The organism is Nocardioides pelophilus (genome assembly GCF_014180685.1).
Classification (GTDB): domain Bacteria; phylum Actinomycetota; class Actinomycetes; order Propionibacteriales; family Nocardioidaceae; genus Nocardioides; species Nocardioides pelophilus.
Genome location: NZ_JACEHF010000122.1, coordinates 1 through 12408 on the forward strand (window position 1 = coordinate 1; position 12408 = coordinate 12408).

Sequence of the window (12408 nt, forward strand, 5' to 3'; positions counted from 1 at the left end):
GGGTGGCGCCCCCGTCGCCTGCTCGAGCCGCAGCGGCCCGTGGATGCCGGGTTCGAGCGCGGCGGCCCTCGCGATCTGCTCGCGCAGGTCGTCGGTCTGCAGCCGCTCCCGCTTCCGGAGTACGGCGAGCACGCCCTCCTCGAGCCAGCTGGTGGTCCGCAGGTCGCGCTCGTCGGCACGGTGCAGCAGCTCGGGAAGCAGCAGCGGGTCCTGCCGCTGCGCCGCGCCGTCGTCCGCGGCACCTCCGTGGTGGCGTCCGGCCGGGCTCGGCAGCCACTGGGGCTGGTAGCAGCCACGGGTCAGGTAGTGGTGGAACACCCAGCGCGGGTGCGACCGAAGTGCTGGGTGGCGCTCGAGGTACCACTCCGCGTCGAACAGCGGCGTCGGCACCACCCGACGGTCCCAGCCGACGCGCAGCCAGTGCAGGAAGGGGACCTCCCCGTCCGGCACCGTGAGCCCGAGATCGGCCAGGCGGTCGGCGTACCACCGCGGGTGGAAGAACGCGGAGACCCGCAGCCCGGCCGGGGCGCCGACCTCGAGGTAGTGCTCGATCACGGCGTCGACGCCGGGATCGTCACCGAGGGCCGCTCGCTCGTCGGCAGCGAGCTGGGCGAGGTAGAAGCGCGGGTGGGCGCACCAGCGCAACCGCTCGAGGAGGACCGGGTCGACCGCTTCGGCGCGGGCCGCCGGGCGCGCCCGAGCCGCCCACTGCCGCTTCGCCTTCACGCGGTGTCCGGCCCCTTGCCCACGCGCGCGAGGTCGTGGACGCGGTCGATCGCCATCGCGGGCAGCTTGCGCACGATCGAGCGCCGGTTGCTGCTCTCCTGGCCGAGCGAGGTGTCGCGCCGCCGCTTGAAGATGATGGTGTCGCGCACCAGCACGTGCTCCCAGCCCGCCGCCATCGACTCGATCGAGAACTGCCAGTCCTGGAAGGAGAGGCCGTTCGGGATGTCCCTGGAGACGTACGGGATGGCGAGGTGGGCCTCGCGCGGCGTCATGCAGAGGGAGTCGTGGTAGTTGCGGAGGTAGGCGAAGTGCGGGGTGAACAGCGGCGACGCCTGGTCGATGTGCACCAGCACCGAGTTGCCGCCGTCGAACATCACATTGAGCTCGGGATGCGCGATGACCTGACGGCCCTCGTCCTCGGCGGCCTGGAGGACCGCGATGCCCTCGGCCAGCCAGTTCTCGCTGAACAGGTCGTCGGCGTCGAGGAAGGCGATGAACCGGCCGGACGCGCGGGTGACGGCGGCGTTGCGGACCCGGCCGAGGTCGGCCTCCTCGAAGTGCCACCGCTGCCAGTGGTCGAACCTCGCCTGGTCGAAGTAGGCGCGCGTCGCCTCGGTGGCGCAGTCGAGCGCGATGATCGTCTCGACCTCGTAGCCCGCCGCGCGGGCGGCCGCGACCGCGAGGTCGGCCGAGCGCATCGTCGGGCCGCAGACCGCCGTCTCGCTGTGGGCGGTGACGACGATCGACAGGTCGGGGCGGTCACGGTCGGGCATCGGAGGCCTCCCCCAGCAGTCGCTCGACCATCTCCTTGAGCTCCTGGTCGTCATCGATCGACCGGACCTTCGCCGCGACGTCGTCGGGCAGCTGGTAGTCGTCGAGGAGACGCTCGGCGGTCGCCGCGGTGTCGACGATCACGCCGTCGACGAGCTCGACGTGGCGGTAGACGTAGCGGGCGGACAGGCCGACCTGCTGCCCCAGCGGGCCGCGCCGCAGGCCGGTGAAGCCGAGGAAGATGCGTTCGGACGCGCGGAGCGCCAGGCCGTACGGCGTGAGCGCGTCGAGGAACAGGCGGGATCCGACGCCGACGATCGCGGCGGCGTCCAGCGAGCGCAGCAGCTCGACCAGCACCTGCTGCGCCATCAGCGGCCCCAGGTCGCAGGCGGTGTCCGCGAAGTCGACCCGGCGTACGCCGGGCGGCGTCGCGGCGGCGGGAGCCGAGCCGGTCGTGGTGGTCACGACCACGATGTCGCGCGGCTCGATCTCGGCCTGCAGCGCGTCCAGCAGCCGGGCGACCAGGACGTGGCCGGGGCTCTCGACCACGAGCACGATCCTCGCCCGGGCGAAGCCGAGGGCCTCCTGGCTGGAGTAGAGCGCCTCGAGCTGGTCGGCCACCACCAGCCACGGGATCGGCATCATCCGCGGCCGGGCGATCTCGGGCCACAGGTCGCCGATCAACGGCTCGACCTCGACGGCCTTCGCGAACATCTCGCCGAGCTTGCCGTGGTGCAGCCGGCGGTGCACGTCCGACCGGCGCTCCGCGAGCGCCTCGACGACCGCCTCGTTCGACGTCCCGAGCACCTTGGCGAGCTTCTCGGTGCCCATGACGGGCTCGGCGACCTCACCGGACTGCTTGCCCTCGGCGAGCCAGGCGGCATACGGGTGGAGGTCGCCGTCACGGCGCTCCGGGTGGCGCTTGAGGTAGGACTCCGTCGAGAAGTTGGCCTCGGGGGTGAACCGGGCGGCCGGTCCCTGGCGGAGGAAGTGGCGCACCGGGTCGACGGATCGGTTCTCCAGCACGCCCGGCGCCTGCAGCAGGTAGTGGGCGATGTCGAAGTGGTCGCGCACCAGGTCGTACTCGGCGTCCTGGCCGGGCGGCTGCTGCTGACGCAGTGCCTCGCGGATCCGCTCGTCGAACCCGGGCCCGAGGTTGCTCGGCACCACCGACGGGGACGAGCCGTTCGGGGAGGTCCGCGCGACCGCCTCGGCGCCGTCGCGTTCGCTCCGGCGCCAGAGGTGGCGTCGGAGTCGACCGGAGGCGGCTTCGGTCACGGGCGCCCCTCGCCGCGAGCGAGGAACCACTCCCACGTACGACGGATGCCCTCGTCCAGCGAGGTCCTCGGGTCGAACCCGAAGCCGTCGCGCGCCTTGTCGATCTCGCACCAGGTCTGCAGCACCTCGCCCGCGCGGAAGTCGTCGTACCGGATGTCGAGGTCGCGGCCGGTCGCGCTGCGCATCAGCTCGAGCAGCTCGTTGACCGTCGTGGGCTTGCCGCTGCCGAGCTGGAAGGCCCCGACGGCGTCGCTGTCGACCGCGACCCTGATGCCCTCGACCAGGTCGCCGACGTACAGGAAGTCGCGCGCCTGGCTCCCGTCGCCGTAGACGACGAGGGGCTCACCGGCCAGGATCTGCTTGAAGAAGTGGGCGACGACCGAGCCCTTGTGGAAGGAGCGCGGTCCGTAGATGTTCGAGAAGCGCAGTGCGCAACCCCGCATGCCGTAGGCCCCCGAGTAGGCGCTCAGGTAGCCCTCGAGCATCAGCTTCGACGCGCCGTACGGCGAGGTCGGCTGCGCCGCCATCCGCTCGTGGACCGGCGGGGGCACGTCGCCGACGATCGCGCCGCCGGTCGAGGCCGCCACGATCCGGTCGACGCCCTGCGCGCGGCACTCCTCGAGCAGGTTGAACGTGCCGATGACGTTGTTCTCGAAGTTGTGCGCGGGGTCCTCGATGCTGTCCATCACCCGGGTGTCGGCCGCGAGGTGCACCACGGCGTCCTGGCCCTCGAGCGCGCTCCGGAGGTCCTCGCGGCTGCGCAGGTCGCCGCCGACGAACCGCACCCGGTCGAGATCGAGGTTGCCCCGCTCGCCCAGCGACTCGTTGTCCAGCACCGTGACGGCATAGTCACCCGAACGCAGGAGGTGGTCGGCGAGGTGGACGCCGATGAAGCCTGCGCCCCCGGTGATGAGCACCTGCTTCATCCGAGATCCCTTCTGTCGTCAGGCAGCGGGACACCTTAACAATCGGCGCCGTCCCACACGCTAACGACCGGGACTGGGCGGGCGTTAGTTTTCGCCGAACTTGGTGTCACGATCATCCGGTCGGACGAGTCGGGGCCGCCTCGGTTATCGTTCGCAGCGCCCGTCCCCCCAGCAGGAGCCCAGCAGGAGCCCAGCAGGAGCCCCGTAGGAGCCCGAGGAGCAGCCGTGGAACCCGACGTCGTGAAGCCGCCAGTGACCTGGCGGGCGATGAGGGAGTACTTTCCGCACCGCGTGCTCGCCAACCACGTCCACGCGCTGCCGGAGCACGGCATCGTCTACGTGAAGAACCCCAAGGCCGCGTGCTCGACCGTGCTGCTGTGGTTGGACCGCATCCACACCGGCGAGCACGACTTCAGCCCCGGGAACGTGCACACGGACAACCGGCTGCCGAGGGCGCAGGACGTCGGGCGGCGCAAGATCGCCCGGATGCTGTCGGGCGAGGGCTACAGCTTCACCTTCGTCCGCGACCCGATGCGTCGGTTCCAGTCCGCCTACCTCGACAAGATCGTCAACGCCAAGCGCTGGCGCGAACAGATCCAGACCGCGCTCGGTGAGGAGCCGGACCCCGAACGAGCGGTCAGTCTCGACGACTTCGTGACCGGCATCGAGCGGCAGGACCCCATCGGCGAGATGGACCCCCACTGGCGACCGCAGCACATCAACGTGATGACGTCGCTGATCACCTACGACCACGTCGGGCGGATCGAGACGTTCGACGCCGATCTGGAGATCATCCGGAAGGCGGCGGGACTGCCGATCGTCCCGGTCGAGGTCCGCAACGTCGCCAAGAAGCCGGGCGGGATCCTCGACGATCGCCCGGACCTCGAGGAGCGGGTCCGGGCGATCTACGCGAAGGACTTCGAGATCTTCGGCTACTGATCTACGCCGACTGATCTACGGCGACCGATCTACGACGACCGGCCGTCAGATCGACGGCAGGCCGTAACCCAGGCGACCCTTGCGGCGCGCACCCTGGCCGCAGCTGCCGCTCGAGGCCCAGTAGTTCTTGAGCGACCGCTTGAAGCAGATGTAGATCGGCTTCGTCGCGCCATCGCCGGCGGTCGGCCGGATCCATCCGATACGGCGGTAGGGCTTCTCGGTGTCGGCGCACTTGTCGACCCGCAGGCGGTAGTTGCCGCGCTTCACGCACTCGAAGACCTGGTGGTAGCCCGTGCGCGGCTTGCCGAGCAGGAAGCCCTCCTGGACCTTCGGCCGGAAGGAGTTCTGGATCGGCCGCTCGGTCGAGGTCCGGCGACGTCCGTCGGACTTGCGGAAGTACGTCGTCAGCGCGACCCGGTTGAGCCCCGAGGTGTTGGCCTTGCTCAGGGTGACCTTGCGGCGCATCAGGTAACGCTCGGGGAAGTCGCCGCCCGGGAACAGCTTCACGTAGTAGATGTAGAACTGGTCGTCGGAGGTGTTGGAGTCTCCGGTCGCGCCCACGATCGAGGGGTAGGCGTAGAGCTGCTTCGCACGCTTGGTGCGGTCCCAGGTGTCGACCAGCGGGTCGTCCTGGGAGGACACCGGCGGGTAGATCTCGATGGAGCCCGCCCAGGCACTGCCGGGGTCGGAGGGGTTGCTCGGGTCGAGCGGCACAGTGGCGGCGGAGCCGTTGGAGACCCAGAGCCGGAAGCCGCGGGTGCCCGAGGCGTAGAGGGCGATGTTGCGGTTGAGGTAGGTGTTCTTGATGATCACCCGCGCCATCGGGTCGATGGTCCGCAGCGCCTTCGAGTTGCCGCCGAGGCCCTCGTTGCCGGTGCCCCCGAAGTCACAGCGCTGCGCGGCGAGCGGGCTCGGCTTGTAGCAGTGCCACTTGCGCCAGGTGCCCTTCTCGCCGAGGTCGGCGACCGGCGACCGGGCGACGTGGAGCCGGCGGGTCAGCGCGTCGCCCGAGGTGCCGGTGCTCGCCGCGTAGAAGAAGTAGAGGTAGTCGCCGTACCGGATGAGCCGGCCCATGGTGGCGTCCTCGGCCTTCGGGCCGTTCAAGTCGTCGTCCTGGGTGAGGACCTGCCCGGTCTTGGTCCACGTCTTGCCGGCGTCGTGGGAGACGGCCCGGCCGACCGACGCGACGACGCTGTCGTCGCTGAAGATGCAGCGGTCGTTGTCGCCCGCACCCGCGGCCTCGGCGTGGTAGAGCGCGATCCACTTGGTCGCCGTGGCCTTGAAGACCGAGCCGATCAGCCAGGCGCCGCACTTGTCGAACGAACCGGCCTTGCCGCGCTTGAGGATGACCTTCGGGTCGCGGAGCGTCTTGTTGTTCTTCGACGTCACCCGGTAGGAGTCGTTGTTGCTGATGAAGCCGATCAGCTTGCCGGAGGGGTTGCGCTCGGAGAAGTAGGGGAAGTCAGTCAGCCCGCTCGGGCCGAAGATCCGCTCCTCGGGGCCCAGCTGGACGGTGTAACCGGTCAGCGGGGAGGCGGCCGCAACCTGCTGCGAGCCCTCGTCCTCGGCTCCCGAGGGTGCGGCACCGACGACGGCGCCGGTGGTCGCGACGACCGCCAGGAGCCCGCCGACCGCGGCCGCGCTCCGACCGGTCGATCGAGCACGATTGAGCACAGACTGCAGCACCATGAAACGAGGCCTCCCCAGCGACATCCGAGTGACCACCCTCCCGGCGGTCACCACGATGGTAACGGCCGGTCGACAACGTCCGGACCGGATCCGGAAAAGCGACGGCAAAGACTTCAGACCGAGGGCAGCCCGTAGCCGAGCCGCACCTCGCGCTTGAAGCCGCGGCAGCCTCGGTCGGCCGACGCGAAGTGGTTCTTCTTCCGCGTGTTGTAGCAGCGGAAGATCGGCACGGTCGCGTGCGTCGTCTCCGTGGGCGAGATCCACCCGACTCGACGGTACTTCCGCTCCCCCGTGCCGCACTGGCCCACCCGGAGCAGGTAGTCACCGTTCTTCACGCACTCGAACACGTCGCGGAAGCCGGCTGCGGGCTCACCGAGGAGGAAGCCCTCGGCCCCCTTCGGCCGGAAGGCGTTGCGGATCGGCCGCTCCGTCGACGTACGCCGCAGGCCCGACTTCTTGTCGAAGTACGTCGTCAGCGCGACCCGGTTCAGGCCCGCGTCGTCCGGGCTCAGCGTGACCTTCCGCCGCATCAGGTAGCGCTCCGGGAAGTCGCCGCCCGGGAAGAGCTTCACGTAGTAGATGTAGAACACCCGGCCCGAGGTGTGGGACTGGCCCCGGAGACCGACGATCGACGGGTAGGCGTAGAGCTGCTTCGCGCGCTTGGTGCGGTTCCAGTTGTCGACCTGCCGGTCGTCCTGGTGCGTCACCTCCGGGTAGATCTGCACCGACCCTGCCCAGGCGCGCTCCGTGCTGTCCGGATCGGCGGGGTCGAGCGGCGGCATCGTGTCGGAGGTGTTCGAGACCCAGAGCCGGAAGCCGCGCGTGCCGGTCGCGAAGAGCGCGATGCTGTGGTCCAGGTAGGTGTTCGGGACGATCACCCGCGCGGTCGGGCTGATCAGCTGGACCGGGTTGGACTTGCCACCGATGCCGCCATTGCCCGTGCCGCCGAAGCCACACGTCCGCGCGGCGAGCACCGAGGGCTTGTAGCAGTGCCACTTCTTCCACGTGCCGCGCTCACCGAAGTCGGCGACCGACGATCGGGCCACGTGGAGGTAGCGCGTGGATCCGCGGCGGTAGGCGCTCGCGCCGTAGAAGAAGTAGAGGTAGTTGCCGTACCGGACCACGCGGCCCATCGTCGCGTCCTCGGTCTTCGGACCGTCGAGGCGCGCGTCCTGGGTGAGGACCTGACCGCGCTTCTTCCAGGTCTTGCCGCCGTCGTTCGAAATGGCGCGTCCGACGGACGCGACGACGCTGTCGTCGTTGTAGATGCACCGGTTGTTGTCGCCCCTGCCGGCGGCCTCGGCGTGGTAGAGGGCCATCCAGCGCTGCGGGCTCTTCTTGATGACCGAGCCGATCAGCCAGGCGCCGCACTTGTCGAACGTCCCCGGGTTGCCCCGCTTGAGGATCACCTTGGGGTCGCGGAGCTTGCCGTCCCTCGCCGGCCGCACCCGGTAGGAGTCGTTGTTGCTGATGAAGCCGACCAGCTTGCCGGAGGGGGTGCGCTCGGAGAAGTAAGGGAAGTCCGTCAGCCCGCTCGGGCCGAAGACCCGCTCCTCGGGGCCGAGCTGGACGGTGAAGCCGGTGAGCGGCGAGGTCGTGCCGGCCTGCGCCGACCCCAGGTCGGCGCCCGAGGGCGTGGCCCCGACGACGGCACCGGTGGTCACGACGCACGCCATCAGCGCACCGATGGCGACGAGACGCCGACCTACCGATCGGGCGGGACGATGGACTGTGTGCGGCAGCATGTTTCGAAGGCCTCCCCTTGGCTTCCGGTCATCCGCCCGACGGCGGTCTCCAGAAACCCTAACCGGTCGCCCCACCCGGTCCGGGAGAGGTCGGACCACGGCGCGGCAGCCCGCCCCAGGAGGATCCGCCCGCTGCGTTAGCCTGACGCTCCAGCCCGACCAGGAAGGGACGCGTGGCCCCATGAGTCCCGTCGAACCGCGCGACGTGGTCCTGCACATCGGGTCGGGCAAGACCGGCACCAGCACGATCCAGCGGGTGCTGCGGCGCAACGCCGACCTCCTGCTCGCGGGCGGCCACGTGTACCCGAGGACGCCCGGGCAGGTCCGCCACACGAAGCTCGGCCTCTACGTCCGGCCCGACGACGAGCTGGTCGGCCGCGTCGACTGGCTTGAGGGCGACTTCCCCGAGCCGGCCGAGTTCCGGCGACGGTTCCGCCGGCAGCTCCGGCGCGAGCTGGCGGGGTCGACCGCCGAGGGCGTGGTCTTCTCGGACGAGGGGATGTTCGGGGCGTCCGACCGGGCGATCCGACGGACCCGGCGGTTCCTCGAGGGCATTGCCCGCTCGGTACGGCTGGTGGTCTACCTGCGCCGGCAGGACGACCACCTCGTGAGCCGCTACCAGCAGGTCGTGAAGATGGGCGAGATCGCGCCGCTGGCGACCTGGATCCAGCAGGAGTGGGACGGCACCTACGACTACTACGACCGGCTGACCTCCTGGCAGCGGATCGAGCCCGAGGCTTTCGTCGTACGTCCGTTCGAGCGTGCGCGGTTCGCCGGCGGGTCCCTCGTCCACGACTTCCTCCAGGCAGCCGACATCGAGCTCGCGGAGGACGAGCTCACCCACACCGAGGCGCGCAACGAGAGCCTCGGCGTCGAGGGCACCGAGCTGCTCCGCATCCTCAACCTCCATCGGGTCCAGCACGAGGGTGCGTGGCCCGGACGGTTCGGCAACGCGGCCCACGTCGCACGCCTCCGGGAGGTCCCGACGGGCCAGGTGCTGACCCTGCCCGACGCCGATCTCGACACCTTCATGGCCGGGTGGGCCGAGTCCAACCGGAAGGTCGCGCAGGAGTTCCTCCACGACCCGACCGGCGAGCTGTTCCGTGCGCCGCGCAAGACCGCCGGCACGACGACCGAGCAGGTGCTCGACCCGGCCCGCCTCGACCGCTACCTGGAGCTCCTGGAGATCCCCGAGGAGCAGCACGCGACCCTCCGCGCGATCGCCGAGCGCGAGGCGACCAGGCCCCGCCCGTGAGCGCCGACGTCGTCCTCCACATCGGGTGCGAGAAGACCGGGACCACCTCGATCCAGCAGTTCCTCCGCCGCAATCGCGCCGCTCTCGCACGTCAGGGACTTCTCTACCCCCGTGCGCCCGGGAAGGTCCGCCACATCGAGCTCGGGCTCTACGCCCTGCCGGACGCCTCGATGCCCCGGTCTCGCTTCTGGCGGCGTGGCGGCTACACGACACCGGAGGAGTTCCGCCGCCGGCTGCGGGACGACCTGGCCCGCGAGGTCGCCGAGTCCGACGCGTCGACCGTGGTGCTCTCGGACGAGGCACTCTGCCGGGTCGCCCCGCCCGCGATCCGGCGGCTCCGCGACCTGGTGGCGGGGCTGGCTGGTCCGCTCCGGGTGATCGTCTACCTCCGCCGCCAGGACGACCACCTCGCGAGCCGCTACCAGCAGGCGGTGAAGGTCGGTGAGGTCCGAACCCTGGACGTGTGGTCCCGCCAGGACTTCTCCCACCTCTACGACTACACCGCTCTGCTCGCCAAGTGGCAGCAGGCCTACCGCCCCGCGTCGGTCACGGTCCGGCCGTTCGAGCGCGACCGGTTCCCGGACGGCTCACTCACGCAGGACTTCCTGGACGCCGTCGGCGCCGACGCTCGTACGGCGCACCTCCGGCCGGTCCCGGTCCGCAACGAGAGCCTCGGCGTCGAGGCCGTCGAGATGTTGCGGGTCCTGAACCTGCACCGGTTCGAGCACGAGGGCGTGCCTCCCGGCCACGTGTCGAACCGCCCCCACGTCAAGCTGCTGCAGCGGGAGGACACCGGACCGCGTCTCACGCTCCCCCCTGCCGACCTCGACCGCTTCATGGCCGGCTGGGCGGAGTCGAACCGCAGCGTCGCGCGCGACTACCTCGACGACCCCGCCGGCGAGCTCTTCCGGGCGCCGCGGAAGACCACCGGCACGACGACCGAGCAGGTGCTCGACCCGGCCCGCCTCGACCACTACCTGGAGCTGCTCGACATCCCGGAGGAGCGGCACCCGACGCTCCGGCAGATCGCCGAGCGCGAGGCGGCCAGGCGGGACTAGGCCGGGGTCTCGCGGACCAGCGGCTCCACGGCGGCGCGCACCTCGGCCGGCAGCGGGGTCACCGGACGGGCCGGATCGGTGTTGTCGACGTACACGTGGACGAAGCGGCCCTCGGCCGCGGCGAGCGCGCCGTCGCCGTCCGGGTCGCTCTGGAAGATGCCGACCCGGTAGACGATCGAGGAGGTGCCGAGCCGCTCGACGTAGATGCCCAGGTCGAGGCTCCCGGGGTAGGTCACCTCGCTGAAGTAGCGGCACGACACCTCGGCCACCACCCCGATCGCCGGCAGCTCTCGGATGTCGGTGCCGACCGCGGCCGCGAGCTGGTCGTTGACGACGGTGTCGATCAGCTCGAAGTAGCGGGCGTTGTTCATGTGCCCGTAGACGTCGATGTCGGCCCAGCGCAGGGTGGCGCGGTCCCAGGCGACGTACGACGCCCGGGGCGGCCGCTCAGCAGCCACTAGGCGCTCTCCTGCCGCAGCCGCTGGCTGATGACCGTGGAGACGCCGTCGCCGCGCATGGTGACGCCGTAGAGCGCGTCGCCGACCTCCATGGTCCGCTTCTGGTGGGTGATCACGAGCAGCTGGGAGTTCTCGCGCAGCTCCTCGTAGATCTGGAGCAACCGGCCGAGGTTGACGTCGTCGAGCGCGGCCTCGACCTCGTCGAGGATGTAGAACGGCGACGGGCGGGCCTTGAACAGCGCGACCAGGAACGCGACCGCGACCAGCGAGCGCTCGCCACCGGAGAGGAGCGAGAGCCGCTTGACCTTCTTGCCCGGCGGCCGCGCCTCGACCTCGATGCCGGTGGTGAGCATGTTGGACGGGTCTGTGAGCACCAACCGGCCCTCGCCGCCGGGGAACAGCCGCGAGAAGGTCTGGTCGAACGCCGTGCTCACGTCGGCGTAGGCCTCGGTGAAGACCTGCTCGACCCGGGCGTCGACGTCCTTCACGATGTCGAGCAGGTCCTTGCGGGTGGCCTTGAGGTCCTCGAGCTGCTCGGTGAGGAACTTGTGCCGCTCCTCCATCGCCGTGAACTCCTCGAGCGCGAGCGGGTTCACCTTGCCGAGCATGTTCAGCGCACGCTCGGCGGACCGCAGCCGCTTCACCTGCTCCTCGCGCACGTAGGGCACGGTGCGCGGCTCGGCCTCGTCCGCGTCGTCCGCCTCGGTCGTCGCCGCGACCGGCTCGTCCTCGCCCTCGGTGGTCGAGGAGGTCGCGCCAGCAACCGTCCCCTCGGTGGTCGAGGAGGTCGCGCCAGCGACCGTCCCCCCGGTGGTCGAGGAGGTCGCGCTAGCGACCGTCTCGAGACCCCAGACCGGCACTGGCAGCTCGGGGCCGTACTCGGCGACCAGCGCCTCGGCCTCGATGCCGAGCTCGTCGATGGCCTTGGCCGCGATCTGCTCGATCCGCATCCGCTGCTCCGCCCGGGCGAGCTCGTCGCGGTGCACCGAGTTGACCAGCTCGTCGTGGGTGCGGCCCAGCTCGCGGAGCCGGCCGCGCACGGCGATCAGCTCCTGCTCACGACCGCGCCGCGACTCCTCGATCTCCTGTCGCGCCCGCAGCGCGCGGTCGATCGAGACCTCGAGCCGCCCGAGGACGTAGGACACGGCGGTTGCGACCGCGCGGCCCGCCCGGCCCTCCCGCAGCAGCCGCTCGCGCCGCTCGGCGGCGCGTGCCCGAGCGTGGCGCTCGGCCTCGGCGGCCTTGCGCATCTGGTCGACCCGGCCGTGCAGGGCGCGACCGCGCTCCTCGGAGGTGCGCAGCGCGAGCCGCGCCTCCATCTCGCTCTGCCGTGCGGCACGCGCGGCCTGGACCAGGCGCTCCTTCTCGGCGGTGTCGGGCTCGTCGTCGCCGGTCTCCTCGGCCGACGCCAGCCGCTCCTCCAGCTCCGCGATGCCGGCCGCGGCGTGGGCGCGCGCCTGCTCGGCCTGGGCGATCGCCTCGGCGAGCCGCTCCGCCTCCGCGCGCGCGGAGCGGGCGAGCGAGCCGTACTGACCCAGCTCCTCGGCGACCGCCGCGGGCGTC

General features: G+C 70.9%; 11 protein-coding genes. 3 read left to right on the top strand and 8 right to left on the bottom strand.

The features are described from left to right. The 4 genes from H0488_RS16955 to H0488_RS16970 form a co-directional block, all read right to left on the bottom strand. Positions 1–726, bottom strand: a 726-nt coding sequence (locus H0488_RS16955; RefSeq protein WP_220794701.1) for a hypothetical protein, incomplete at its 3' end; no start/stop codon positions are given. Beyond that, positions 723–1499, bottom strand: a complete 777-nt coding sequence (locus tag H0488_RS16960) for a glycosyltransferase family 2 protein (RefSeq protein WP_183100432.1) — start codon at positions 1497–1499, stop codon at positions 723–725. The genes H0488_RS16960 and H0488_RS16955, both read right to left, overlap by 4 nt. After that, entirely contained in the window at positions 1486–2775 is a 1290-nt protein-coding gene (locus H0488_RS16965) for a hypothetical protein (protein ID WP_183100433.1), read from the bottom strand. The genes H0488_RS16960 and H0488_RS16965 overlap by 14 nt, the downstream gene beginning before the upstream one ends. After that, positions 2772–3701: an NAD-dependent epimerase/dehydratase family protein gene (locus tag H0488_RS16970; RefSeq protein WP_183100434.1), complete on the bottom strand. Its 930-nt coding sequence runs from the start codon at positions 3699–3701 to the stop codon at positions 2772–2774. Before H0488_RS16970 ends, H0488_RS16965 begins: the two co-directional genes overlap by 4 nt. Before the next feature lie 225 nt (positions 3702–3926). On the opposite strand from H0488_RS16970, the gene H0488_RS16975 reads away from it, so the two are divergent. After that, entirely contained in the window at positions 3927–4640 is a 714-nt protein-coding gene (locus H0488_RS16975; RefSeq protein ID WP_183100435.1) for a sulfotransferase family protein, read from the top strand. A 45-nt stretch (positions 4641–4685) separates the two neighbouring features. Here the strand turns inward: H0488_RS16975 and H0488_RS16980 are convergent, their stop codons facing one another. Both H0488_RS16980 and H0488_RS16985 read right to left on the bottom strand, forming a co-directional pair. Continuing rightward, complete coding sequence (locus tag H0488_RS16980; RefSeq protein WP_183100436.1) at positions 4686–6329, bottom strand: glycoside hydrolase family protein; 1644 nt, start codon at positions 6327–6329, stop codon at positions 4686–4688. 113 nt (positions 6330–6442) lie between these two features. After that, positions 6443–7993 (bottom strand): hypothetical protein, encoded by a 1551-nt coding sequence (locus H0488_RS16985; protein ID WP_183100437.1) that lies wholly within the window; start codon positions 7991–7993, stop codon positions 6443–6445. A gap of 262 nt (positions 7994–8255) precedes the next feature. On the opposite strand from H0488_RS16985, the gene H0488_RS16990 reads away from it, so the two are divergent. Then, the gene (locus tag H0488_RS16990; protein WP_183100438.1) at positions 8256–9329 is read left to right on the top strand and encodes a hypothetical protein; all 1074 of its coding nucleotides are present in this window, start codon (positions 8256–8258) and stop codon (positions 9327–9329) included. Next, the gene (locus tag H0488_RS16995; RefSeq protein ID WP_183100439.1) at positions 9326–10387 is read left to right on the top strand and encodes a hypothetical protein; all 1062 of its coding nucleotides are present in this window, start codon (positions 9326–9328) and stop codon (positions 10385–10387) included. Before H0488_RS16990 ends, H0488_RS16995 begins: the two co-directional genes overlap by 4 nt. Here the strand turns inward: H0488_RS16995 and H0488_RS17000 are convergent. Both H0488_RS17000 and H0488_RS17005 read right to left on the bottom strand, forming a co-directional pair. Beyond that, complete coding sequence (locus tag H0488_RS17000; protein ID WP_183100440.1) at positions 10384–10845, bottom strand: acyl-CoA thioesterase; 462 nt, start codon at positions 10843–10845, stop codon at positions 10384–10386. The genes H0488_RS16995 and H0488_RS17000 overlap by 4 nt on opposite strands. Beyond that, positions 10845–12408: AAA family ATPase (locus H0488_RS17005; RefSeq protein WP_183100441.1), on the bottom strand; the 1564-nt coding region annotated here is incomplete at its 5' end. The genes H0488_RS17000 and H0488_RS17005, both read right to left, overlap by 1 nt.